General features: G+C 70.7%; 21 protein-coding genes and 1 pseudogene. 13 read left to right on the top strand and 9 right to left on the bottom strand.

Features of this window, described 5'->3' with window-relative positions; all coding sequences use genetic code 11:
* The first annotated feature begins 65 nt into the window (after positions 1–65).
* From ACWEQO_RS09760 to ACWEQO_RS09770, 3 genes are all read left to right on the top strand, one after another.
* On the top strand, positions 66–1,019 hold the full coding sequence (locus tag ACWEQO_RS09760) for a 1-aminocyclopropane-1-carboxylate deaminase/D-cysteine desulfhydrase (RefSeq protein ID WP_452980910.1): 954 nt from the start codon (positions 66–68) through the stop codon (positions 1,017–1,019).
* Between the two features lie 320 nt (positions 1,020–1,339).
* Positions 1,340–1,753 carry an ATP-binding protein gene (locus ACWEQO_RS09765; RefSeq protein ID WP_015657891.1) on the top strand — a complete coding sequence of 138 codons (414 nt, stop codon included), beginning with the start codon at positions 1,340–1,342 and terminating at the stop codon, positions 1,751–1,753.
* 17 nt (positions 1,754–1,770) lie between these two features.
* The gene (locus ACWEQO_RS09770) at positions 1,771–2,907 is read left to right on the top strand and encodes an RNA polymerase sigma factor SigF (protein WP_361456551.1); all 1,137 of its coding nucleotides are present in this window, start codon (positions 1,771–1,773) and stop codon (positions 2,905–2,907) included.
* An 87-nt stretch (positions 2,908–2,994) separates the two neighbouring features.
* On the opposite strand, the gene ACWEQO_RS09775 is transcribed toward ACWEQO_RS09770, so the two are convergent.
* Positions 2,995–3,438: a hypothetical protein gene (locus ACWEQO_RS09775; RefSeq protein ID WP_361456548.1), complete on the bottom strand. Its 444-nt coding sequence runs from the start codon at positions 3,436–3,438 to the stop codon at positions 2,995–2,997.
* Positions 3,439–3,569: 131 nt separating this feature from the next.
* Between ACWEQO_RS09775 and ACWEQO_RS09780 the strand changes: the two genes are divergently transcribed.
* Positions 3,570–4,538, top strand: a complete 969-nt coding sequence (locus ACWEQO_RS09780) for a diacylglycerol/lipid kinase family protein (protein WP_361456545.1) — start codon at positions 3,570–3,572, stop codon at positions 4,536–4,538.
* Positions 4,539–4,857: 319 nt separating this feature from the next.
* Positions 4,858–5,115, top strand: coding sequence for a WhiB family transcriptional regulator (locus ACWEQO_RS09785; RefSeq protein WP_030219886.1), 258 nt, complete (start codon positions 4,858–4,860; stop codon positions 5,113–5,115).
* Positions 5,116–5,320: 205 nt separating this feature from the next.
* Here ACWEQO_RS09785 and ACWEQO_RS09790 read toward each other — a convergent pair whose 3' ends face one another.
* Positions 5,321–6,796 (bottom strand): sensor histidine kinase, encoded by a 1,476-nt coding sequence (locus tag ACWEQO_RS09790; RefSeq protein WP_452980916.1) that lies wholly within the window; start codon positions 6,794–6,796, stop codon positions 5,321–5,323.
* 676 nt (positions 6,797–7,472) lie between these two features.
* Between ACWEQO_RS09790 and nagB the strand changes: the two genes are divergently transcribed.
* The 7 genes and pseudogenes from nagB (at position 7,473) to ACWEQO_RS09825 (ending at position 15,702) form a co-directional block, all read left to right on the top strand.
* Complete coding sequence (gene nagB / locus ACWEQO_RS09795; RefSeq protein WP_452980919.1) at positions 7,473–8,258, top strand: glucosamine-6-phosphate deaminase; 786 nt, start codon at positions 7,473–7,475, stop codon at positions 8,256–8,258.
* Positions 8,259–8,472: 214 nt separating this feature from the next.
* A complete protein-coding gene (locus ACWEQO_RS09800; protein ID WP_361456536.1) occupies positions 8,473–9,237 on the top strand; it encodes a GntR family transcriptional regulator in 765 nt (254 codons plus the stop codon).
* A 166-nt stretch (positions 9,238–9,403) separates the two neighbouring features.
* Positions 9,404–9,670: a DUF3311 domain-containing protein gene (locus tag ACWEQO_RS09805; RefSeq protein WP_361456533.1), complete on the top strand. Its 267-nt coding sequence runs from the start codon at positions 9,404–9,406 to the stop codon at positions 9,668–9,670.
* Positions 9,667–11,295, top strand: a complete 1,629-nt coding sequence (gene mctP / locus ACWEQO_RS09810; RefSeq protein WP_452980924.1) for a monocarboxylate uptake permease MctP — start codon at positions 9,667–9,669, stop codon at positions 11,293–11,295. Before ACWEQO_RS09805 ends, mctP begins: the two co-directional genes overlap by 4 nt.
* Positions 11,296–11,373: 78 nt before the next feature.
* Positions 11,374–11,881: pseudogene (locus ACWEQO_RS09815) on the top strand (GNAT family N-acetyltransferase).
* A 396-nt stretch (positions 11,882–12,277) separates the two neighbouring features.
* Positions 12,278–14,662, top strand: coding sequence for a ribonucleoside-diphosphate reductase subunit alpha (locus ACWEQO_RS09820; protein ID WP_361456524.1), 2,385 nt, complete (start codon positions 12,278–12,280; stop codon positions 14,660–14,662).
* Complete coding sequence (locus tag ACWEQO_RS09825) at positions 14,662–15,702, top strand: ribonucleotide-diphosphate reductase subunit beta (RefSeq protein ID WP_361456521.1); 1,041 nt, start codon at positions 14,662–14,664, stop codon at positions 15,700–15,702. Before ACWEQO_RS09820 ends, ACWEQO_RS09825 begins: the two co-directional genes overlap by 1 nt.
* A gap of 46 nt (positions 15,703–15,748) precedes the next feature.
* Here the strand turns inward: ACWEQO_RS09825 and ACWEQO_RS09830 are convergent, their stop codons facing one another.
* Entirely contained in the window at positions 15,749–15,970 is a 222-nt protein-coding gene (locus ACWEQO_RS09830; protein WP_452980927.1) for a hypothetical protein, read from the bottom strand.
* Positions 15,971–16,096: 126 nt separating this feature from the next.
* Between ACWEQO_RS09830 and ACWEQO_RS09835 the strand changes: the two genes are divergently transcribed.
* A complete protein-coding gene (locus tag ACWEQO_RS09835) occupies positions 16,097–17,059 on the top strand; it encodes a helix-turn-helix domain-containing protein (RefSeq protein WP_361456515.1) in 963 nt (320 codons plus the stop codon).
* 21 nt (positions 17,060–17,080) lie between these two features.
* On the opposite strand, the gene ACWEQO_RS09840 is transcribed toward ACWEQO_RS09835, so the two are convergent.
* From ACWEQO_RS09840 to ACWEQO_RS09865, 6 genes are all read right to left on the bottom strand, one after another.
* The gene (locus ACWEQO_RS09840) at positions 17,081–18,451 is read right to left on the bottom strand and encodes a bifunctional albaflavenone monooxygenase/terpene synthase (RefSeq protein ID WP_361456512.1); all 1,371 of its coding nucleotides are present in this window, start codon (positions 18,449–18,451) and stop codon (positions 17,081–17,083) included.
* A 3-nt stretch (positions 18,452–18,454) separates the two neighbouring features.
* Positions 18,455–19,537 (bottom strand): epi-isozizaene synthase, encoded by a 1,083-nt coding sequence (cyc1, locus tag ACWEQO_RS09845; protein WP_452980931.1) that lies wholly within the window; start codon positions 19,535–19,537, stop codon positions 18,455–18,457.
* 336 nt (positions 19,538–19,873) lie between these two features.
* Positions 19,874–20,524 (bottom strand): peptide deformylase, encoded by a 651-nt coding sequence (gene def / locus ACWEQO_RS09850; protein ID WP_361456506.1) that lies wholly within the window; start codon positions 20,522–20,524, stop codon positions 19,874–19,876.
* A gap of 124 nt (positions 20,525–20,648) precedes the next feature.
* Positions 20,649–21,629, bottom strand: coding sequence for a tetratricopeptide repeat protein (locus ACWEQO_RS09855; protein ID WP_202277908.1), 981 nt, complete (start codon positions 21,627–21,629; stop codon positions 20,649–20,651).
* A gap of 104 nt (positions 21,630–21,733) precedes the next feature.
* On the bottom strand, positions 21,734–22,981 hold the full coding sequence (locus tag ACWEQO_RS09860) for an HD-GYP domain-containing protein (protein WP_361456503.1): 1,248 nt from the start codon (positions 22,979–22,981) through the stop codon (positions 21,734–21,736).
* On the bottom strand, positions 22,978–24,414 hold the full coding sequence (locus ACWEQO_RS09865) for an HD-GYP domain-containing protein (RefSeq protein WP_452980936.1): 1,437 nt from the start codon (positions 24,412–24,414) through the stop codon (positions 22,978–22,980). Before ACWEQO_RS09865 ends, ACWEQO_RS09860 begins: the two co-directional genes overlap by 4 nt.
* Between the last annotated feature and the right edge of the window lie 175 nt (positions 24,415–24,589).

Here is a 24,589-nt window from a genome sequence, read left to right on the forward strand (position 1 = left end):
GCGCCGGGCGGCCGATGCCCGCCCCGCCCGGCGCCCGGCTCGCCCCGCCGGGTGACAATGGCCCGGTGACCAGCCTGGACACTCCCGACCCCGCATCCGCGGTCTCCACCACCGACCGCGCCGCCCTCGCGAACCTCGCGGGCCTGCACCCCCGTCTGCCCTCACCGGTCCAGGACGTCGTGGACGAGCGGTTCGAGCGGCGCGGGGTCCGGCTGCTGCTGAAACGGGACGACCTGATCCACCCGGAACTGATCGGGAACAAGTGGCGCAAACTCGCGCCGAATCTCGCGGCGGCGGCCGGCCGGACCGTGCTCACCTTCGGCGGCGCGTACTCCAACCACCTGCGGGCCACCGCCGCCGCCGGCCGGCTGCTCGGCCTGCCCACGGTCGGCGTGGTGCGCGGCCAGGAGCTCGGCGACCGCCCCCTCAACCCCTCGCTGGCCCGGTGCGCGGCCGACGGCATGCGGCTGCACTTCGTCGACCGGGCGACCTACCGCCGCAAGACCGCGCCCGGCACCTTGGCGGCCGTGCTGCGCGCGGCGGGCGCCGAGGGCGCGTACGTCGTCCCCGAGGGCGGCAGCAACCCCCCGGCCGTGCGCGGTTGCCGGGTGCTCGGCGAGGAACTGGCCGGCCGGGCGGACGTCGTCGCGGTGGCCTGCGGCACCGGCGGGACGCTCGCCGGGCTGGCAGCCGGACTCGGCCCCGGTGCTCGCGCGCTGGGTGTTCCGGTCCTGAGGGGCGGCTTCCTTGCCGCGGACGTACGCGCCCTTCAGACCGAGGCGTTCGGCGGTCCGCGCGGCGACTGGAGCCTGGACGACCGCTTCCACTTCGGCGGTTACGCCCGGACCGCCCCGGAGCTCGAGGAGTTCGCCGCGGACTTCGAGCGACGTCACGACGTGCCCGTCGAACATGTCTATGTCGCCAAGTTGCTTTACGCCCTTGTCTCCCTCGCCGAGGAGAACGCGTTCCCGCGCGGGAGCACGGTCGCGGCGGTCGTCACCGGCCGCCCCTTCCCGTGAGCGCCTGACTACAGGGGCACGGTGGCAGACTGGTTGCAGCAACTCGTCGAGCACGTCCCGGTGTGACACGAGAGGACTCCGGCGACGGACGGTTCGATCGCGTGACGTCTGGGTACGTCAATCCGGCGCGCGCTCTTCCCTTTCGGGCCCGCAGACCCCTAGCCACGGAGCGTATCCGTGGTTTTACTATGAGTGACAGCATGGGTCGGGGTCCCGGGGACAGGACCGTCGGGAGCGCGGTAGCGTCACCGCTGAACCACGTATCGCGTTGCCCGGGGCGACCCCGGTCCTGTAACGCTTGTACCACCTTGGAGGTGAGGGTGTCCCAGATCGCAGGCGAGCCCGCGACCCAGGACTTCGTGGAAGTCCGGCTGCCGGCCGCAGGTGCCTATCTGTCGGTGCTGCGTACGGCCACGGCCGGTCTCGCGGCCCGGTTGGACTTCACCCTCGACGAGATCGAGGACCTGCGCATCGCGGTCGACGAGGCCTGCGCGATCCTGCTTCAGCAGGCCGTGCCGGGTTCGGTGCTCAGTTGTGTCTTCCGCCTCGTCGACGACTCGCTCGAGGTCACGGTCTCGGCGCCGACCACGGACGGTCACGCTCCCTCGCGTGACACCTTCGCGTGGACCGTCCTGTCCGCTCTCGCGGGCAAGGTCTCCTCCGCCGTGGACGACGACAAAACCGTTTCGATCAGCCTCTACAAACAGCGCGGCGCGGGACCCGGGCCGGCGTGAGGAACGAGGACGGGCCGGTGCGGGACGAAGAACGCGGCACACGGGGGCTGCCCGCCGAGCGGATGCCGGGCGGCATCGACGGCATCGACGCCATTCCGGAACAGGCCCGGCCCCACCCGGAGGACGACTCCGCTCAGGCCGGCCCGCCGGGCGGCGGGCCGGCCGGCGGCGCCGCACGGAGCACGCCCGAGGCCGGGCGGCGGCCCGGGGTCTCCCCCGGACACCAGGAAGCCCCGGCGCGGGCGAGGCCGACGGCGGGGGACGAGGCGAGCGCTCGGGGAAGGGCGACGGGCGGGACGATGAACGAGCACGAGCGACACGCCGAGAGCGAGGTGCCGCGGACGCCGAGCGCACAGGGCGTCCGGCACACCCCGGTGGCGCACGGCGCGCAGCGCGACCCGCAGGACCGCAGCGGGGCACGCGCCTTGTTCCTCGAGCTGCGCACCCTGCAGGACGGCACCCCCGAGTACGCGGAACTGCGCAACCGGCTGGTCCGCATGCATCTGCCGCTCGTCGAACACCTCGCGCGCCGTTTCCGCAACCGCGGGGAACCGCTGGACGACCTGACCCAGGTCGCCACCATCGGGTTGATCAAGTCGGTCGACCGCTTCGACCCGGACCGCGGCGTGGAGTTCTCGACGTACGCGACCCCGACGGTCGTCGGCGAGATCAAGCGGCACTTCCGCGACAAGGGCTGGGCGGTGCGCGTGCCGCGCCGGCTGCAGGAGCTGCGCCTGTCGCTGACGACGGCCACCGCCGAGCTCTCCCAGTTGCACGGCCGGTCCCCCACGGTGCACGAGCTCGCCGAGAAGCTGGCGATCTCCGAGGAGGAGGTCCTGGAGGGGCTGGAGTCCGCCAACGCGTACTCCACGCTGTCCCTGGACGTCCCCGACACCGACGACGAGTCCCCGGCGGTCGCCGACACCCTGGGCGCCGAGGACGAGGCGCTGGAGGGTGTGGAGTACCGGGAGTCGCTCAAGCCGCTGCTGGAGGACCTGCCGCCGCGCGAGAAGCGGATCCTGCTGCTGCGCTTCTTCGGCAACATGACCCAGTCGCAGATCGCACAGGAGGTCGGCATCTCGCAGATGCACGTCTCCCGGCTGCTGGCCCGCACGCTGGCGCAGCTGCGCGAGAAGCTCCTCGTGGAGGAGTGAGCGAGGAGTGAGCGGGGAGTGGCCGACGAGTGAGCAAGGAGTGAGCCGCCGCACCGCGGGGCGCACGGCAGCGGCCCGGGAGGCGGGCTACTTCTCGGCGTTCCCGGGCCCCCTGATGCCGAGGGACCGGGTCGTCTCGGGGTTGAGCAGCAGCACCAGGGCCGTCACGGCCACCACCGCGAGCACGATTCCCGCCGGGATGGCCACACTGTCGGACTGCAGCAGGTTGTAGGCCACCGGCAGCGCCAGGAGCTGGGTGATGACGGCCGGGCCGCGGCTCCAGCTCCTACGGCCGAGCAGTCCGCGCGCGGCGAGCAGCGGCAGCAGGGCGAGCACCATCAGCGTGAGTCCGCCGGTGACGGCCTGCTGCCGGTCGTCCGGCTGGCCGGTGAGCCCGCGGACCAGCATCCAGATCCCGCCGGCCAGCAGGCCCAGCCCCTCCAGAGCGGTGAGCCCCGCGGCGTACGTCAGACGGCGCGGGCGGGGGCCGGCGGCGTCCGGAGTGGTGGTGGGGGTCTGCTCGCTGCTCACCCCTGAAGGGTAAGCCCTCGCCCGTACGCGCCCCCGTGCCGAGGCTCGCGTCCCCCGGTCCCGCCCCACGTCCGTTTCCGATCACCCCTCGGCCTGGGCTCCGGTACCGCACAGTAGGTACCCTGCAACGCATGCGTGCACTTCTCGTGGTCAATCCGGCGGCAACCACCACGAGTGCGCGTACGCGTGACGTACTGATCCACGCGCTCGCCAGTGAGATGAAACTGGAAGCGGTGAGCACGGAGTACCGGGGTCACGCACGGGACCTGGGCCGGCAGGCGGCGGAGAGCGACGACATCGATCTGGTGGTGGCCCTCGGCGGCGACGGCACGGTCAACGAGGTCGTCAACGGCCTGCTGCACGCCGGCCCCGACCCGGAGCACCTGCCCGGCCTCGCCGTGGTCCCCGGCGGCTCCACCAACGTCTTCGCCCGCGCCCTGGGCCTGCCCAACCAGCCCGTGGAGGCCACCGGCGTCCTGCTGGACGCGCTGCGCGAGAGCCGCGAGCGCACCGTCGGTCTGGGCCTGACGTCGGGCACGCCGGGGACGGACGACGAGGGCGTGCCGCCCCGCTGGTTCACGTTCAACGCGGGGCTGGGCTTCGACGCCGGGGTGGTCGGCCGGGTGGAACAGCACCGCGAGCGGGGCAAGAAGTCCACTCACGCTCTGTACATGCGTCAGGTGGTGCGCCAGCTCCTCGGGGAGCCGCGCCGCCGGCACGGGGTGATAACGCTGGAGCAGCCGGGCGAGGACCCGGTCACCGATCTGCTGCTCTCCATTGTGTCGAACGCCTCCCCGTGGACGTTTCTCGGCAATCGTCCGATCTACGCGTCACCTAAGGCCTCGTTCGATACCGGCCTCGACATCTTCGGTCTGAAGCGGCTGTCCACCGCCGCCGTTGCCCGGTATGGCACCCAGTTGCTCACTTCGTCCCCCGAGCGCGGACCCCGGGGCAGGCATGTGGTCGCCGGACACGATCTGACCCAGTTCACCTTGCATTCGAAGGTGCCACTACCCCTCCAGATGGACGGTGACCACCTCGGACTGCGTACCAGCGTGACGTTCACAGGCGTTCGCCGTGCACTGCGTGTGATTGTGTGAGCGGAAAAGGCTAAAGTCCTTTCACTCGAACGTTTAGACCAGGATCCACCCCCTGGAAGTACGGCTGTGACCTAGTCGACACCGATGAATCAAAAAAAACTTTCCGGAAGGGGTTGTATCCGCCGCCGAGGTTTGCGAGTCTCTACATGGCGATCGGGACGGCCCGCAGCATCGGCGTCCGCGAACCGCCGGAACCCCCCTTCACTCCAAGGACCACGCCAGCGAACCTGGCGTTCGGCCCTTCACTTGTTGGGGGATTCGTGAAAGCGTTCACATTCACAAGCCATCGTGTAGTTCACACCAAGGAGAGGTAGCAGCCATGGACTGGCGTCACAACGCCGTTTGTCGCGAGGAAGACCCCGAGCTGTTCTTCCCCATCGGCAACACCGGTCCTGCGCTGCTGCAGATCGAGGAAGCCAAGGCCGTCTGCCGTCGCTGCCCGGTCATCGAGAGCTGCCTGCAGTGGGCACTCGAGTCCGGTCAGGACAGCGGCGTCTGGGGTGGTCTCAGCGAGGACGAGCGCCGCGCAATGAAGCGCCGCGCCGCCCGCAACCGGGCCCGTCAGGCATCCGCCTGACAACCCACCCCTGCTGACAGCCTGAGCTTGGCGGCGCGTACAGCGCGTACGCATCTCCCGCCCCCCGAGCCGCAGCACGCAGTTCCCCTGATGCTCCCCCGAGTTCTCGGCTCACCTCGAGCCGGAGGGGAACGCCATCAAACAGGCGAAGAGCCCCGGACCGTTTCCCGGTCCGGGGCTCTTCGCCTGTCGCGCCGCGTCGCTGTCACTTGTTCATGTCCACCGGGATGTCCAGGATCACCCGGGTGCCCCCTTCCGGGACCGGGACCATGTCGAAGGCGCCGCTCAACTCACCCTCGACCAGGGTCCGCACGATGTGCAGGCCCAGATTGCCCGCGGTGTGCGGATCGAAGTCCTCGGGCAGACCGACGCCGTCGTCCTGCACGGTGACCAGCAGACGGGTCTCCTTCGTGGTGCCGCCGCGGACCGCGGTCACCTCGACCGTGCCGGTCTCCCCCTCGCCGAAGCCGTGCTCCAGGGCGTTCTGCAGGACCTCCGTCAGCACCATCGACAGCGGGGTGGCGACCTCGGCGTCGAGTATGCCGAAGCGGCCGGTGCGCCGGCCGGTGACCTTGCCCGGGGAGATCTCGGCGACCATCGCCAGGACCCGGTCGGCGATCTCGTCGAACTCCACGCGCTCGTCCAGGTTCTGAGAAAGCGTCTCGTGCACGATGGCGATGGACCCGACCCTGCGCACCGCCTCCTCCAGCGCGGCGCGGCCGCGCTCGGAACCGATCCGCCGGGCCTGGAGGCGCAGCAGCGCCGCCACCGTCTGGAGGTTGTTCTTCACCCGGTGGTGGATCTCCCGGATGGTCGCGTCCTTGGTGATCAGCTCGCGTTCGCGGCGGCGAAGTTCGGTGACGTCCCGGAGCAGGACCAGTGAACCGATGCGGGTCCCCTTCGGTTTGAGCGGGATCGCCCGGAACTGGATGACCACGTTGGTCGCCTCGATCTCGAACTCGCGCGGCGCCCAGCCACTGGCGACCTTGGCGAGCGCTTCGTCCACCGGCCCGCGGGAAGGGGCCAGTTCGGCGGTGGTCCGGCCGAGATGGTGGCCGACGAGGTCGGCCGCGAGGCCCAAGCGGTGGTAGGCGGACAGGGCGTTCGGGGAGGCGTACTGGACGATGCCCTCGGCGTCGAGCCGGATCAGCCCGTCGCCCACCCGGGGCAGGGCGCCCATGTCGAGTTGCCGGTCCGCGAACGGGAAGGCTCCGGTGGCGATCATCTGCGCGAGGTCGGAGGCGCTCTGCAGGTAGGTGAGCTCCAGTCGGCTGGGGGTGCGCACCGTGAGGAGGTTGGTGTTGCGGGCGATGACGCCGAGAACGCGGTCTTCACGCCGTACGGGGATGGACTCGACGCGGACCGGAACCTCCTCGCGCCATTCCGGGTCGCCCTCCCGTACGATCCGTCCCTCGTCCAGGGCCGCGTCCAGCATGGGTCGGCGGCCGCGCGGGACGAGATGGCCGATCATGTCGTCCTGGTGCGAGGTCGGGCCGGTGTTGGGCCGCATCTGGGCGACGGAGACATAACGGGTGCCGTCCCGGGTGGGGATCCACAGGACCAGGTCGGCGAAGGACAGGTCGGAGAGCAGTTGCCACTCCGAGACCAGCAGGTGCAGCCACTCGAGGTCGGTGTCGTCGAGCGCCGTGTGCTGGAGTACGAGTTCGTTCATGGAGGGCACGTCAGCGAGCGTACCGGGGCGCCGCGCCCTCCCCCGGAGGCACCCGCGGGCCGCGGCGCCTGAGAGGGACCCTCAGCCCTCCCGGCACCGCAGCCCGGAGCGACATCGGCCGTGGGGTGTGCGGTCCCGGTCGGCCGAGGGGTGAGGAACCGGGGCAGTCAGGGCAGAGAGCTCCGGATCCTCGATCCGCCTTCCTGTGCGGGGAAGGCAGGCTGGTGTGCGCTGGTACGCATTGTGGACTAGACCACTGCCCGTGTCCATGTCTCGGGGAGTGTTCGCTGTTGTCTTTTTCCGTGCCGGTTTCTCGCGCCGACTCCTCGAGCCGACTTCCCGCGTCGACTTCCGGAGCCGATCTCCGGCGTTGACTTCCGCATTGACTTTCGGCGTCACGTTTTCCATGATCACGCGGAGACGGATCCACGGCCGTCCACCGTGCAGCCTATCCCGCGGGAGCGCGGCGCGGGACCGGAAGGGCACGACGATTTCGGCGGGGCGGGCCGCGACCGCCCCGCCCGGCCCTGAGATGCTGAGACGGTCCGGGAACCCGGTACCCGCGGCCTCGGCCCGGGCGGAGCCCTGGTTCTGTTAAATTCATATTGGTCTAAACCACGCGACTCGCCCGCCCCGACCGGGGCCGGTCCCCAGTCGAGTCCCCTCTCAGATCGGCAGGCCCACCGTGGAAGTTGTCATCGTTCCGGACGCCAAGGCCGGCGGCGAACTCATCGCCGGGGCCATGGCGCAACTCCTGCGGCGCAAACCCGACGCCCTGCTCGGCGTGGCCACCGGCTCCACCCCGCTGCCCGTCTACCAGGCACTGGCCGACCGGGTGCGCTCCGGTGCCGTGGACGCCTCCCGGGCGAGGATCGCCCAGCTCGACGAGTACGTGGGGCTGCCCGCCGATCACCCCGAGTCCTACCGCTCGGTGGTCCGGCGCGAGGTGCTGGAGCCGCTCGGGATCGGGGCGGACGCATTCATGGGTCCCGACGGCTCGGCCGAGGACGTGCAGGCCGCGTGCGAGGCGTACGACAAGGCGCTGGGCGAGGCCGGCGGCATCGACCTGCAGCTGCTCGGCATCGGGACGGACGGGCACATCGGGTTCAACGAGCCGTGCTCCTCGCTCGTCTCGCGCACCCGGATCAAGACGCTGACCGAGCAGACCCGGGCGGACAACGCGCGCTTCTTCGGGGGCGACGTCGACCAGGTCCCGCACCACGTCATCACCCAGGGCATCGGCACCATCCTGGAGGCCCGCCACCTGGTGCTGCTCGCCACCGGCGAGGGCAAGGCGGACGCGATCGCCGCGACCGTCGAGGGTCCGCTGGCCGCGGTGTGCCCGGCGTCCGCGCTGCAGCTGCACCCGCGCGCCACGGTCGTCGTCGACGAGGCCGCCGCCGGCAAGCTCAAGTTCGCCGACTACTTCCGGTACGCCTATGCGAACAAGCCGGACTGGCAGGGGCTCTGACCGCAGGCCCCGAAGGCCCCGAAGTCTCCGTGGGCGTCGCGGGTCCCGGGCGTCCACAGACCGCCCCTGTGGACTAGACCAGCCCCTGCCCCAGGGGTATACAGAGGGGGTCACGGAGCGTGCGGGGAACCTTCCCGCACGCAGCCGTGCCACGATGTGAGCCGGGGCCGATGGGGTGTCGGTCGTTCGGCACTCGAAGCCGGGAAGGCAGAGCATGAGCACCGACGTCAACAGCACGGAGAGCGAGGCCGGAACCACGGTCCGTACGGCCCGCGTGCCCAAGTACTACCGGCTGAAGAAGCACCTGCTGGACATGACCGAGACGGCTCCGCCCGGCACACCGGTCCCGCCCGAGCGCACCCTGGCGGCGGAGTTCGACACCTCGCGCACCACCGTGCGCCAGGCGCTCCAGGAGCTCGTGGTCGAGGGCCGCCTGGAGCGCATCCAGGGCAAGGGCACCTTCGTCGCCAAGCCCAAGGTCTCGCAGGCGCTGCAGCTCACCTCGTACACCGAGGACATGCGCGCCCAGGGCCTGGAGCCCACCTCCCAACTGCTGGACGTCGGCTACATCACCGCCGACGACGGGCTCGCCGAACTGCTCGACATCGCCCCCGGCGGACGGGTGCTGCGCATCGAGCGGCTGCGCATGGCCAACGGCGAGCCGATGGCCATCGAGACCACCCACCTGAGCGCGAAGCGCTTCCCGGCGCTGCGCCGCAGCCTCGTCAAGTACACCTCCCTCTACACCGCCCTCGCCGAGGTGTACGACGTCCACCTGGCGGAGGCCGAGGAGACCATCGAGACCTCGCTGGCCACCCCGCGCGAGGCCGGTCTGCTCGGCACCGACGTGGGACTGCCGATGCTGATGCTCTCCCGGCACTCCCGGGACCGGGACGGGCAGCCGGTGGAGTGGGTGCGGTCGGTGTACCGGGGCGACCGGTACAAGTTCGTCGCCCGACTGAAGCGCCCGCAGGACTGAACCCGGAGGCATTGGCGGGGGTTTCGCCGGAGATTCCGCCGCTGTCCGGTCGGGGTTCCGTGGACTTTGAGTACACAACCCCCGCGGGGGGTTCCGCCCCGGTCCACCGCGATCTAGATTTCCTGCGCGTCAGACAGGCGATCAGCGAGGGGACGGAACCGTTTCTATGTCGCAAGCCCCGGAAACCGGCAGACAGTCGGTGGTGACGCCGATGCGCGTCGTCATCGCCGTCTGCCTCCTGGCACCGTTAGTGGCCCTGATGTGGGTCGGCTCGTACGCGAAGACCGACCCCGTCCTCATCGGCATCCCGTTCTTCTACTGGTACCAGATGCTGTGGGTGCCGGTCTCCGCCTCACTGACGATGATCGCGTACAAGCTGTGGCAGCGTGATCAGCGTGCTCGCGCGGCCGCGAAGGGCGGTGCGCGGCGGTGAACGACGGCGTGAACGGCGTGGCACTCGCCGTCTTCATCTTCTTCTTCGTCCTCGTCACGGTGATGGGCTTTCTGGCCGCCCGCTGGCGCAGGGCCGCGAACGAGCACAGCCTCGACGAATGGGGCCTGGGAGGGCGGTCGTTCGGTACCTGGGTCACCTGGTTCCTGCTCGGCGGCGACCTGTACACGGCGTACACCTTCGTGGCCGTGCCGGCGGCGATCTACGCGGCCGGCGCGGCGGGCTTCTTCGCGGTGCCGTACACGATCCTGGTGTACCCGCTGATCTTCACCTTCCTGCCCCGGCTGTGGTCGGTCTCGCACAAGCACGGCTATGTGACGACGTCCGACTTCGTGCGCGGCCGGTTCGACTCGAAGGGGCTGTCGCTGGCGGTGGCGCTCACCGGCATCCTGGCGACGATGCCGTACATCGCGCTCCAACTGGTCGGTATCCAGGCGGTGCTGGACGTGATGGGGGTCGGCGGCGGGGAGAGCACCCACTGGTTCGTCAAGGACCTGCCGCTACTGATCGCCTTCGGCGTGCTGGCCGCGTACACGTACTCGTCGGGGCTGCGGGCCCCCGCGCTGATCGCGTTCGTGAAGGACACGCTGATCTACCTCGTGATCGCGGTGGCGATCATCTACATCCCGATCAAGCTGGGCGGCTTCGACGCCGTCTTCGCCAAGGCGAGCGAGGCGTACGGCGAGACCAACCCGGCCACGGGCGCACCGCGCGGTTCGCTGGTGCCGGGCGAGGCGGGGCAGTGGACTTACGCCACGCTGGCGCTGGGCTCGGCGCTCGCGCTGTTCATGTACCCGCACTCGATCACCGCGACGCTGTCCTCGCGCAGCCGTGAGGTGATCCGCCGCAACACCACGATCCTGCCGCTGTACTCGCTGATGCTGGGCCTGCTGGCACTGCTCGGTTTCATGGCGATCGCGGCCGGGGTCGACGTCGACAACGGGCAGCTGGCGATCCCCCAGTTGTTCGAGAGCATGTTCCCGGACTGGTTCGCCGGTGTGGCCTTCGCGGCGATCGGCATCGGCGCGCTGGTGCCGGCGGCGATCATGTCGATCGCGGCCGCGAACCTGTTCACCCGCAACATCTACAAGGACTTCCTCAAGCCCGACGCGACACCGGCGCAGGAGACCCAGGTCTCCAAGGTGGTCTCGCTGCTGGTGAAGGTGGGTGCGCTGGCCTTCGTCCTCACCATGGACAAGACGGTCGCCATCAACTTCCAGCTGCTCGGCGGCATCTGGATCCTGCAGACCTTCCCGGCGCTGGTGGGCGGCCTGTTCACCCGCTGGTTCCATCGCTGGGCACTGCTCGGCGGCTGGGCGGTCGGCATGGTCTACGGCACGGTCGCGGCGTACGGGGTGGCCTCGCCGACGCAGAAGCACTTCGGCGGGTCCGCGAAGGAGATCCCGGGGATCGGCGAGATCGGCTACATCGGGCTCACCGCCTTCGTGCTCAATGTCCTGGTCACGGTCGTGCTGACCTTCGTCATGAGGGCGTTCAAGGCGCCCGAGGGCATCGACCGGACCAGGCCGGAGGACTACACGGCGGACGCGGGCGACCCGGGCGTCGAGGTGGAGCTCCCGCCGGCCACGGCGGGCAGCGCCCACTGACGCCCCGGGCACACCGGGTGACGGGCCGCCGGAGGAATCCGGCGGCCCGTCGTCGTACCCGTCCGGCACACTCGCACCATGGACATCGTCATCCGGCCGGTGGAACCCGGCGAGTACGCGGAACTGGGTGAGATCACCGCGCAGGCCTACCTGCTGGACGGTCTGCTGGACTTCGGGGAGAGCGACGCGTACCTCGGCAGGCTCCGGGACGTGGCGGGGCGGGCGGCGGCCGCCGAAGTGCTGGTCGCCGTGGAGCGGGGGACGGTGCTGGGCGGGGTGGCCTTCGTGCCGGGCCCCGGCCCGATGGCCGACCTGGCGGAGCCGGGCGAGGCGGAGATCCGGATGCTGGCGGGTCGCCCGCGCGGGCCGGGGACGGGGTGCCGGGGAGGCCCTGGTGCGCGCCTGCCTCGACCGGGCCCGGGGGATCGAGGGGTGCCGGCGAATCGTGCTGTCGACCCAGCGGTCGATGCGCTCGGCGCACCGCCTCTATGAGCGGCTCGGCTTCGTCCGCTGCCCGGAGCGGGACTGGAACCCGGTACCGGACCTGAGCGACGTCATGCTCCTCACCTACGAACTGACGCTCTGACATCACCGCACATCACCGCGCCCCAGGACCCCTGCGCCACAACATATGGGCACGCTCGCGCCGTCCGGCACAAGATGTATGCTCATGCTTGCTGTCGCCGCAGGGGAATCCGGTGTGAATCCGGAACTGTCCCGCAACGGTGTACTTGTGCGTGTCCGCGTTTTCTGCGTTTGCAGCGTTTTCCGCGTTTTCTGCGTTGCTGCGTTTGCTGCGTTTTTCGCGTTCCCGCACGGGCTTCAGTCCGAGGACCTGCCGACAGCGCGCCCGGCCGTCCGGTCCGGGTGCCTGACGTCCGGGCCTCGTGGAATGGGCCGGTGGACGCGTGGCGCGTGCGCGCGCCCGTGTGCTGCCCCCTGCCCTCGCCGAGGCCCCGTGCCGAGCGAGGGAGAGCCCCACGTGACCATCGCGCCAGCCGATCCTGCTTCAGCGGTCGACCCGACCGACGTGAGCGACGGCCCCGGTGCCGCGCTGCTGCGGACCCTGACCGGGCTGACCGCCGACCTCCCCGACGCCGACCCCGGCCGGGTCGCCGCCGCCGCGCTGCGCGGCCGGTCCGCCCATGCGGACGGGACCGAGCTGCGGGAGCTGGCCACCGAGGCGGCGGCCGGGCTCATCTCCGAGGACCCCGCCTACTCCCGGCTCGCCGCACGGCTGCTGACACTCGGCATCCGTGCCGAGGCCGCCTCGCAGGGTGTCACGTCGTTCACCTCCTCGATCGCGACGGGACACCGCGAGGGCCTCGTAGCGGACCGGACCGCCGAGTTCGTCCTGCTGCACGCGCCCCGTCTCGACGCGCTGATCGACCCCGGCGCGGACGACCGTTTCGGCTACTTCGGCCTGCGCACCCTGCACAGCCGCTATCTGCTGCGGCACCCGGTCACCCGCAAGGTCGTCGAGACACCGCAGCACTTCCTGCTGCGGGTCGCCGCCGGCCTCGCCGAGGGCGACGACGACCGCTCGGTGGACGAGGTCGCCGCGCTGTACGGCCTGATGAGCCGCCTGGAGTACCTTCCCTCCTCCCCCACCCTGTTCAACTCCGGTACCCGGCACCCCCAGATGTCGTCCTGCTACCTCCTCGACTCCCCCAAGGACGAGCTGGACTCCCTCTACGACCGCTACCACCAGGTGGCCCGCCTCTCCAAGCACGCCGGCGGCATCGGCCTGTCCTACTCCCGCGTCCGCTCCCGCGGTTCGCTGATCCGCGGCACCAACGGGCACTCCAACGGCATCGTCCCCTTCCTGAAGACCCTGGACGCCTCGGTCGCCGCCGTGAACCAGGGCGGCCGGCGCAAGGGCGCGGCGGCGGTCTACCTGGAGACCTGGCACTCGGACATCGAGGAGTTCCTGGAGCTGCGCGACAACACCGGTGAGGACGCCCGCCGTACGCACAACCTGAACCTCGCGCACTGGGTGCCGGACGAGTTCATGCGCCGGGTCAGCGCCGACGCGCCGTGGTCGCTGTTCTCCCCGTCCGACGTCCCGGACCTGGTCGACCTGTGGGGCGAGGAGTTCGACACGGCCTACCGGGCCGCCGAGGCGGCGGGTCTGGCGACGAGGACACTCCCCGCGCGGGAGCTGTACGGGCGCATGATGCGCACCCTCGCCCAGACCGGAAACGGCTGGATGACCTTCAAGGACGCCGCCAACCGCACCGCCAACCAGACCGCCGAGCCGGGCCACGTCGTCCACTCGTCCAATCTGTGCACGGAGATCCTCGAGGTCACCAGTGACGGGGAGACGGCGGTCTGCAACCTGGGGTCGGTCAACCTCGGCGCGCTCGTCGACCGGGAGAGCGGCGGCCTCGACTGGGAGCGGCTGGACGCCACCGTCCGCACCGCCGTCACCTTCCTGGACCGGGTCGTCGACATCAACTTCTACCCGACCGAGCAGGCGCGCCGTTCCAACGCCCGCTGGCGCCCGGTGGGGCTGGGCGTGATGGGCCTCCAGGACGTCTTCTTCCAGCTCCGGCTGCCCTTCGACTCCCCCGGGGCGAAGGCCCTTTCGACCCGCATCGCCGAGCGGATCATGCTCGCCGCGTACGAGACGTCCGCCGACCTCGCCGAGGCCCACGGCCCCCTGCCGGCCTGGGAGAGGACGCGTACGGCCCGGGGCGTCCTGCACCCCGACCACTACGGCGTGGAGACGGCCTGGCCCGAGCGGTGGGCCGCGCTGCGCGAGCGCATGGGCCGGGTGGGCCTGCGCAACTCGCTGCTCCTGGCGATCGCGCCGACCGCCACCATTGCGTCGATCGCGGGCGTGTACGAGTGCATCGAGCCACAGGTGTCCAACCTGTTCAAGCGCGAGACGCTCTCCGGCGAGTTCCTCCAGGTCAACTCGTACCTGGTGGACGACCTGAAGCGGCTGGGCGTCTGGGACGCGCGGACCCGTGAGGCGCTGCGCGAGGCAAGCGGCTCGGTGCAGGACCTCACCTGGATCCCCGAGGAGGTGCGCGGGCTGTACCGCACCGCCTGGGAGATCCCGCAGCGCTCACTGATCGACATGGCCGCCGACCGCACCCCGTTCCTGGACCAGTCGCAGTCGCTGAACCTGTTCATGGAGAAGCCGACCATCGGCAAGCTCTCCTCGATGTACGCCTACGCCTGGAAGCGGGGCCTGAAGACCACGTACTACCTGCGCTCACGCCCCGCGACCCGCATCGCCCGTGCGGCCCAGGGCCAGGCTCACACACCAGCACACACCCCCGTCCAGCAGTCGGCGCCCGACCCCGAAGCGGTCGCCTGCTCCCTTGAGAACCCCGAGTCCTGCGAGGCCTGCCAATGATGTCCACCGCCCCCACCCCCACCCCCACCACCGCCCGAGCCCAGAACCTCCTCGACCCGGGCTTCGAACTCACCCTGCGCCCCATGCGCTACCCCGACTTCTACGAGCGCTACCGGGACGCCATCAAGAACACCTGGCACGTGGAGGAGGTCGACCTCCACTCGGACGTCGCCGACCTGGCGAAGCTCAGTCCCGAGGAGCAGCACCTGATCGGGCGGCTGGTGGCCTTCTTCGCCACCGGCGACTCGATCGTGGCCAACAACCTGGTGCTCACCCTCTACAAGCACATCAACTCCCCGGAAGCGCGGCTGTATCTCTCCCGGCAGCTGTTCGAGGAGGCGGTGCACGTCCAGTTCTACCTGACCCTGCTGGACACCTATCTGCCCGCTCCGGAGGACCGCGCCGCCGCCTTCGCCGCGGTGGAGAACATCCCCTCCATCCGTGAGAAGGCCGAGTTCTGCTTCACGTGGATGGACTCGGTGGAGAAGCTCGACCGGCTGGAGACGCGGGCCGACCGCCGGCGTTTCCTGCTCAACCTGATCTGCTTCGCCGCCTGCATCGAGGGCCTATTCTTCTACGGGGCCTTCGCCTACGTCTACTGGTTCCGCAGCCGGGGCCTGCTGCACGGTCTCGCGACCGGCACCAACTGGGTGTTCCGGGACGAGACGATGCACATGTCCTTCGCCTTCGACGTGGTCGACACCGTGCGCAAGGAGGAGCCGGACCTGTTCGACGACGAGCTCCAGCAGCAGGTGACGGACATGCTCCGCGAAGCGGTCGAGGCGGAGCTGCAGTTCGGGCGCGACCTGTGCGGTGACGGGCTGCCGGGCATGAACACCGAGTCGATGCGGCAGTACCTGGAGTGCGTCGCCGACCAGCGTCTCGTCCGTCTGGGCTTCCCGCCGGTCTACGGCTCGGACAACCCGTTCTCCTTCATGGAGCTGCAGGGCGTCCAGGAGCTGACGAACTTCTTCGAGCGGCGCCCGTCCGCGTACCAGGTCGCCGTGGAGGGCACGGTCGACCTGGACGAGGACTTCTGACAGGACGAGGTCGCCCGAGACGCGCCCGTCCGGGTACCACCTCGCTTCACGCCGCGCGTGCGGTGCGGTGCGAGGTGGTACCCCGCGCGTGACTCCGCTGCGGGGCGGTGTGCCCGGCGGTGGTCTGCCCGGCGGGGGCGGGGCGCCGCTCGGCGGCGGCGCTGTCGGTCTCGGCCTGCTTCAGCTGCCGGTCGATCCGCCGGTCGCGCGCGATGCCGATGACGGCCGGGAGGACCATCAGGACGAACAGTCCGAGAACGGCGAACATTCCGATCAGTGCTTGTATCTGTGTCGTCTCCATGGACATCACTGTCGTCCCGAACACTCCTTACCAACAGTGGCAGGACTGCCGCACACCCTCGATTTACTGCCAAGGGCGAGGCAGACTGGAGCCATGCTCCGCAACGTGGCCGCCGTCCTGCTCGACGGCGTGAACCCCTTCGAACTCGGCGTCGTCTGCGAGGTCTTCGGCATCGACCGCAGCGACGAAGGCCTGCCCGCCTACGACTTCGCGGTCGTCTCGGCCGAAGGCCCCGTCCTGCGCAGCAACACGGGTTTCTCGCTCCAGGTCGAGCACGGGCCGGAGCGCCTGGAGACGGCGGACCTCATCGCCGTGCCCGCCGGGTCGTGCTACGAGACCCGGGACTTCCCGCCCGAGCTGCTGGACGCGCTGCGCCGGGGTGTGGACCGGGGCGCCCGGGTGCTCAGCGTCTGCTCCGGTGTGTTCGCGCTCGCCGCCGCCGGCCTCCTCGACGGCCGGCGCGCCGCCGCCCACTGGCGCCATGCGGATGCGCTGACCAGGCGGTATCCCCACCTGACCGTCGAGCCGGATGTGCTCTACGTCGACGAGGACCCGGTGATCACCTCTGCGGGCACCGCCGCCGGTATCGACGCCTGTCTGCATCTCGTGCGCAAGGAACAGGGCTCCGCCGTCGCCAACCGGATCGCGCGGCGCATGGTGGTGCCCCCGCACCGCGACGGGGGCCAGGCCCAGTACATCGAGCGGCCGCTGCCGCGGTCCGGGAGCGACACCGTCTCCGAGACGCTGGTGTGGATGGAGCGTCATCTGGACGAGGAGGTCACGGTCGAGCAGCTCGCGGCCCGCGCCCACATGTCGCCGCGCACCTTCGCCCGCCGCTTCCAGCAGGAGACCGGCACCACGCCGTACCGCTGGATCCTGCGCCAGCGGGTCCTGCTCGCCCAGCATCTGCTGGAGGGGACGGACGAGACGGTGGACGTGATCGCGGACCGTACGGGCTTCGGCAACGCGGCCACACTGCGCCATCACTTCGTGCGCACCGTGGGCACGACCCCGCACACCTACCGGCGGACGTTCCGCGGCCCCGAGGCCGCCTGAACGCCCGCCGGACGGGCCGGTTCAGCGCGCGACCGGCCTCAGCAGCAGCCGGTGCGGCCGCAGGGTGATGCCGACGTGGGTGGCGTCGTCGGAGCCGGCCACGTGCTCGAAGCGGTACCTCGTCGCCAGCGCCGCGGTGATCAGCGTCAGCATGGCCATGGAGAAGTGGTCGCTCGGGCACTTGCGGTTGCCCAGGCTGAAGGGACGCATGGCGTACTTCGGAATGTCCTTCGAGCGTTCCGGGAGCCACCGGTCCGGGTCGAACTCCAGGTGGCGCTCGTACGACTTCGGATCGCGCTGGATCGCGTACGGACTGTAGATGATGTCCGCCCCGGCCGGAATGCGATAGCCACCGAGTTCCTTGTCGGCGACCGCTCGGCGCGTCAATATCCAGACGGCGGGCCGCAAACGCATGGCCTCGACGACGACATTGTTGGTGTGGGTGAGCTTGCGGACGTCCTCGAATGCCACCGGACGCCCACCGGTGACGCCGAGAACCTCGTTTCGCACCCTGTCCCCGTGTTCCGGATGCGCGGCAAGCTCCTGAAGCAGCCACATGATCGTGGAGGCGATCGTCTCACTGCCGGGGGTGAGTATCGCGACCACCTGGTCGTGGATCTCCTGCTCCCCGATCGGGTCGCCATTGTCGTCCTTCGCCGTCAGCAATGCCGTCAGCAAATCGTCCGGCTTTTGACCGGACGCACGGCGCTCGGCGACGATCTCGTCGACCACGCGGTGCAAATCGGCCAGGGCCCGGTTGAATTCTTGATTGGCCGGAAGTGGCAGCTTGTACAGCGGGCCGAGCGGCACCACCATCCGCCGGTACATGCCGCGGAAGACGGTGGCGAGCGCGGTGCACAGCCGCTCCGCCCGCTCGTCCATGTACACCCCGCGCAGCAGACAGCGCGCCGCGACGCGCACGGCGATCCGGAACGACTCAAAGGTGCAGTCGATCGTCTCCCCCGACGCCCAGCGTTCGGTCAGCGCGTGTGCCTCCTCCTCCATGATCGGGCCGTAGGCCGGGATGGCGTCGAGTTTGAAGGCGGGTTGGATGGTGCGTCGCTGACGCCGGTGCAGCGGGCCGTTGGCTGTGGCCACGCCCTCCTTGCCGAGCAGGCCCTCCAGGGATTCCCACAGGGGGCCGGAGATGATGTAGTCGGGATCGAGCGCCAGCGCCCCGGTGAGGGCGGGCGTGGTGACGGCGTACACCGTCTTGGGGCCGAGCTTCAGGCGCACGATGTCGCCGTGGTCGCGCAGCTGGGCCATGAAGGCCAGTGGATCGCGGACCAGTTTGAGGCCGTGGCCCAGACCGGGGAGCCCGCCACCGGCCACCGGAGGCTCGCGCAGTTCGGTCACCCCCGACGCGTCGGGCTTCACCGAATCGACGGTCATTTCTCACTCACCTGCCGCTTCGTTGTTGACGTACGGGGGCGTGGAGCGGTCGTCCCAGCTGTCGACCATGTACCGGCCGGACTCGTGGTGGAACCAGTAGACGGAACTGAACCAGTTCCGCATGTTTCCGAGGCAGGCCCGCACGGCGGCCCCCAGTTCCTTTCCTCCCACCGTGCCGTCGTCGAGGCTGTCGGCGAACTTCAGGGCGCCCCTCTCGGCATCCAGGAATTCCGTGATGCATTCCTCGACGCGGTACCGCACATCGGCGGCCGCCTCTTCGAGAGTCAGCCCTTCATGGGTGATGAGACTGATTCCGAGATTGTGCACCTCGTTGCCCGCTATTTCCTTCGGGAGCGAGCAGAGGTCGTTGTACCAGGCGGCGAATTCCTGACTGAGCAGGGCCGCTTTCCGATAGGACGGGTTCTTCCGTACGGCATCCGGGAGTTCACAGCCCGCACTCGGCTCCAGGAGGTCGGTCCAGATCCAGTGCGCGAAGGTGAGCCGACGCAGTTCGAGGTACTCCTCGACGGTGGGGACGATCCCCTCCGTCCGGTTGTGGAACTCCCGGTCGTACGCCTCGATCACCGTGTGGAAGTGCCGGGCGAACCGGGCGTTCCAGGTGTCCGGAAGGAACGAGTACAGCCGCCGCACACTGTCCGCGAGCCCGGCCACCAGTGGATCTTCGTGGCACAGGTGGCCCGCGGGGCTGTCGAGCGCCGTGTGCAGCAGGTCCTTCAGCCGCCGCCAGGCGGCGGGCCGGCCGTGCACGATGTCGCGGTCGTGACGGTCGTCCCAGACGAAGAACCACGCGCTGTAGTCCGCTATCGCCTGCAGGACCTCGTCGGCGGCGTCCGTGTAGTACCCCGCCATGAGGTCCGTGTAGCACAGGCCATCGGCATATTCCACCACCTTGTCGGGTGGCATCAGCCGTTTTTCGAGCAGCCACGCTCGGGTTTCCTGCTGGAGCTTCGGCCAATACGGATGGATCTGCCGGGGAAACGCCGCCTCGATCACCGGGAGAGACAGCGCCCGTGGTACCGCGACGGTGGTCGGTTTCGATGTGGTGCCGTGTGACAAAGCATGCACGAACAATCCCCTCTCGGCCGCCAGTTGACATGTGCCCGGCCCTCTCCGCCGGGCGTGCGCCGGTGCGTATCCACACCCCCATTCAGCACCACAACTGACCGCCCTGGGAACGCGTTTGCTTCATTCACTACCCCACGGTGCCGAGATTCTCCCCTTGTGCGGCTGTTTTCAGGGTTGATGACCCGTCGAGGGATCGAACACACAACGGAAAGGCGAACGGCGTCCGGGCCGGAGGGGAATCCGGACCGGACGCCGTGCGCGGAGAAGTTCTGTGCCCCGGGGAGCCCGAGCGGCGACAGGGGCCGACGGGCTCCGGAAGGGGGCGGGGCCCGGCGGTCAGTCGTTGGCGACCACGGGGTAACGCGGCTCGTTCTCGGCCATCTGCCGCAGCGCGTCCTTGCGTTCCCGCTTGGACAGCCGGTCGATGTAGAGGTAGCCGTAGAGGTGGTCGGTCTCGTGCTGCAAACACCGTGCGAAGTAGCCGGTGCCGCGCACCTTGACCGGGTTGCCCCGCTCGTCCTGACCGGTCACCTCGGCGTAGTCGGGCCGGGCCAGCGGCGCGTACGCGGTGGGCACCGACAGGCAGCCCTCGTTGGTGTCGTCCAGCCGGCGCTTCTCGGCGGGCAGTTCGACCAGCTTGGGGTTGCAGACCACCCCGGCGTGCCGCACGCCGTCGTCGTCCGGGCAGTCGTAGACGAAGACCTTCAGGTCGACGCCGATCTGGTTGGCGGCCAGTCCCACGCCCTCCGCGGTGCGCTGGCTGGCGAACATGTCCGCGACCAGCTGCTGGAGCTCGGGGCCGAAGTCGGTGACGTCCCTGCACTCCTTGTGCAGCACCGGGTTGCCGACCACGGTGATCGGTCGCGAGGTGCCTCGCTCGACCCAGGCGGCCTCGCGCTCGGCGCAGTCCTCCGTGTCGATGACGTACCCCTCGTCGTCGACGGGGAGCACGCCCGCGTGCTGCTGATCGGTGTCCTGCTGAGCCATGACCGACGTACGCCTTCCTGGAAAACATGGGGGGTGATGCTGATACAGGGTACGGCGACCGGCCGTCCCGCCGGGTCCGGTCCCCGACCTGGTCTGTGCCCGGCACACGGCCCCGGCGGTCGGCCTAGCAAACCTCTTCCAGGTCCCGCCAGTCGCGTGAGTCCGGGCTGTCCGCGACCCAGCCGTCCAGCAGGCCGCGGACCAGCGAGGCGGGCGCGGCGAGCCCGCACTCCCGCTCCGGCACCCACAGCTGCCCGTCGGTGCGGTGCCCGAGCGGTCCGGGGTGCCCGGGCTCGCTGTGGTCGTGCGGGTCGAGGTGCTCGCCCTCGCCCTCGTCGGAGGGCATCCGGGACTCCGAGCACATCCGGCACAGCAGCCGCACCGAGGACGACCAGTCCTCGGCGGCGAACCCCGCGTCCGCGGCCAGCTGCTCCAGGGCGTCCCGGTCGGCCTCGCCCGCTGCCTCCAGCAGGACCACCCAGGTCGGCACGGGTGAGGGCGCCCACAGCTCGATCTCGTCGAACACCGGGTAGGTGTGTCCGGCGGCCGTGCTCCGCTCGCCGTGCGGCACCCCGTCGTGCAGGACGACCTCGCCCCAGCGGCGGCCGGAGGACGGCAGCGGAATGGACAGCACCTCGATCCGCGCGGGGTCCAGCCGCCGCCCCCAGACGACCTCGGCCTCCCCCTCCGGGGACAGCCGTACGGCCGCGCTGCCCAGGTCCATGCCGAGCGGCTCACCCGAGCCGGTGGGGCTCCCGGGCACCCGGAGCCCGTAGGCCTGCCAGGCGCGGCGGGCCAGCGGCCAGTCCTGCAGGGCGGTGGCGGCGATGCCGACGTTCCACCAGTCGGGTGCCCCGGTGTCCCGGTCGAGCAGCGCGACGGCCCTGAGGCCCGCCGCCCGTGCCTGCTCCCAGTCGTGCCGGAACTTGTGCAGCAGCGCGAGGTTGAACCAGGACTCCGAGAGCCAGGGTTCCAGATCGGCGGCCCGGGTCAGCAGCGCGCCCGCGTCCTCGTACCGGCCGTCGCCGATGAGTGTGAACGCGCGGTCCGTGGCCTGCCGCCAGGAGGCGGAGGGCCGGTTCCGTCCCTTGCCGAAGATCCTCACGATTCCCGCCTGCCAGTTCCGTTCGGTGGGCGGTCCAGCCCCCCGGACACCGTCTCCTTCGCATCCAACCACGTACGGCCGGAACGGCGCTCATTACCCATGGGTTACCCAGCCCCGGGCCGGGTAAGACCGTCCCGTTCCCGGGTCTCCCGGGACAGCACCCGGGCCAGCGACTCGACGACCTGGGGCGCGTACTCCCCGGCGCTCAGCCGCAGTTCCTCCAGTGCCGTGAGCGGTCCGCCGGGCCCTCCTGCCCGGGACTTCTCGTCGTACGCGTTCACCACCCGGACGATCCGCGCGGCCAGCGGCTGCTCCCGGTGGGGATCGGCCTGCCGCTCCACGATCCCCGCCACCCGCGGGTCCACCCCGGTCTGGCGGACCACCGCGCCGCCGAGGAGGGCGATCCGCCGCTGTTCCGGAACGGGCAGGGCGGCGGTGGCGCCCACGGGCACCGGGTCGACGAGGCTGAGCTGGCCGATGTCGTGCATCAGGGCGGCGTACTCCAGGACCGTCAGGTCGGGTTCGGTCAGCCCCAGGTCCCGCCCGACCGACTGGCTGAGTTCGGCGACCCTGCGGGCGTGCCCGGCCGGGGTGCAGCCGGCGATCTCGGTGGCCCGCGCGAGGGAGGTGATGGTCTGCCGGTAGGTCGCCCGGACGGCGGCGTACCGCCGGTAGGACAACTGTGCGAGCAGCAGCGGCACGGACAGCAGGGGCAGCGCCCACAGTCCCACGACCGCGACGCCGAGTGCCATCACCGCGCCCGTCGCGACGACGGCGGCCCCGATGCCGGGCAGAGCCCGCAGTTCGTCGCGGAGCACCGGCGGGAAGGGCCAGCCGGTGCGGGAGTGGGCCAGCGCGGCGGCGAGCACCGCGTCGCAGAGCGTGGACAGGGACAGCAGGGCGAGCAGCAGCAGCGCGTGGGCGGGGCCGCCCCAGTCGTCGAACGTCCCGCGGCCGTAGAGGGGCTGGAAGCACACGGCGACGAATCCGACGGTGAGCGTCCGGCGGGCCAGGTGGTCGCGGGCGGGCCCGGGGCCGCGCCCGACGTGCGGCACGCTGCCGAGCAGGGAGCCGGCGAGGACCACGGTGACGATCTGGGCCGCGTCGTGGCCGGTGGGTCTCCCGTCGGCCTCGCCGAGCAGCGCGTACGCCAGTGCCCCGGCGGCGGCGAGCGGTGCGGTCTGACGGACTCGCGGCCCGGTGTGCCGGGTGAGTTCGCCGACGGCGACGAGCACCCCGAAGGCGAGGGCGATGCCGCGTTCCGCGATTCCGTTCCACAGGGTGGCGCCGAGACAGCCGGTGGCGAGCGCGACGGCGCACGCGTGCACGAGGGTGTGCAGCCGGAGACTCATCGGCGGACCCGGGGCTGGTCGGCGACGGGTCCGGCGGGCTCGGGGGCGACGGGGGCGGGGGTGGTTCCGGTGCCGGGGGCCGGCGCGGGAGCGGACGGATCGGGGGGCCGGACGTCCTCGGCCGTCACCGCGGGATGCCAGCCGGCCCGGCCGATCGCCCGTACCAGCGCTTCCACCATGCGCGGGTCGAAGTGGGTGCCCGCACACCGCTGGAGCTCCTCCAGCGCCACGGGCACCGGTCGGGCCCTGCTGTAGGAGCGGGTGGAGGTCATCGCGTCGAAGGCGTCGGCGACGGCCACCACCCGCGCGGACTCCGGGATCTGACCACCCGCCAGCCCGTAGGGGTAGCCGCTGCCGTCCAGCCGCTCGTGATGGTGCAGCACCGCCGCGCGGGCCTCGCCCAGGAAGGAGATCCCCCGCACCATCTCGTGCCCGTACTCGGGGTGCAGTTCGATCACCCGCCGCTCTTCGGGGGTCAGCGGTCCGTTCTTGGTGAGCAGCCGGGTGGGCACACCGAGCTTGCCGACGTCGTGCAGGATGCCCGCGAAGCGCAGCACCTCGGTCCGTTCGTCGTCCATGCCGAGCTCACGCGCGATCATCGTGGAGGCCTGCCCGACCCGCTCGCTGTGTCCGCGCGTGTACCCGTCCTTGATGTCGACGGCCTGCACGAGCGCGCGGATCGTCGCCTGGTGGGCGGCCCGCTCCCGGTGGTACTGGGCGAACGCCCACCACGAGACGCACATCGGCAGCAGTACGAGCAGCGCGGCCACCGGCCCGTAGGGGCTGCGCCACAGCAGGGCCATCATCAGTCCGGCGAGCCCGTGCACGGTGATCGGCGCGAGCGACCGCAGGAACAGCCGCCGCCAGGTGGCCGGCCGGGAGGCCGGGCTCCCGCGCCACAGCGGCACGCCGGCCGTGAGCGTCACGATGCCGTGGTCCAGCAGGGTGAGGAGCAGGCAGAACACCAGCACCGACGTGCCGACCGCGCCCAGCGCCGTCGGCACGTCACCGGCCGCGACCGCGTCCCGGCCGCCGGTTGCCTGGTACGCCCGGCTCGCGGCCCACACGGCGAGTGTCAGTTGAGCGGTCCGCCAGATCCGCCGCGCGAGGGGCGGCCGTTGCTCCACCGGAGTGAGCAGCGCGCCGGGCAGCACGACCAGCGCGGCGGCGGACGGCGGCAGCAGGAAGGCCGCGGCCAGCAGTACGGGGTGGAAGGTGCCGCCCGGATTCGGGGCACCGAGGTACCGGGACCGGACGAGGTACTCGCAGCACGCGTACAGCACGGCGAGCGAGGCGAACTCACGCCAGGGGACGTGCGGCGCCTGCGGGCCGTACACGATCTGCGCGACGTACGGCGGGGGCAGCAGACAGACCAGGCCCGCCACGGCGACACCGGCCACGTACACGCGGGCCCGCGCCGGTAACGCCTCCATGAGCCCCTCCCCCGGCCGTGCCTGCCGCGCTGGACGGCCTGCCGTCTGTCAGGTTCTGGAGCCTAAGGGGACGAACGACGCCTCCGCGGGCCCGGGGCCCGCGGATTAGCACGTACGGGTGACGTCGCTCCCCTTTCGGGGAATGTTTCCGGGGAACGGTTTCCAGATAGGCCGG

This window comes from Streptomyces sp. NPDC004051, assembly GCF_053604275.1.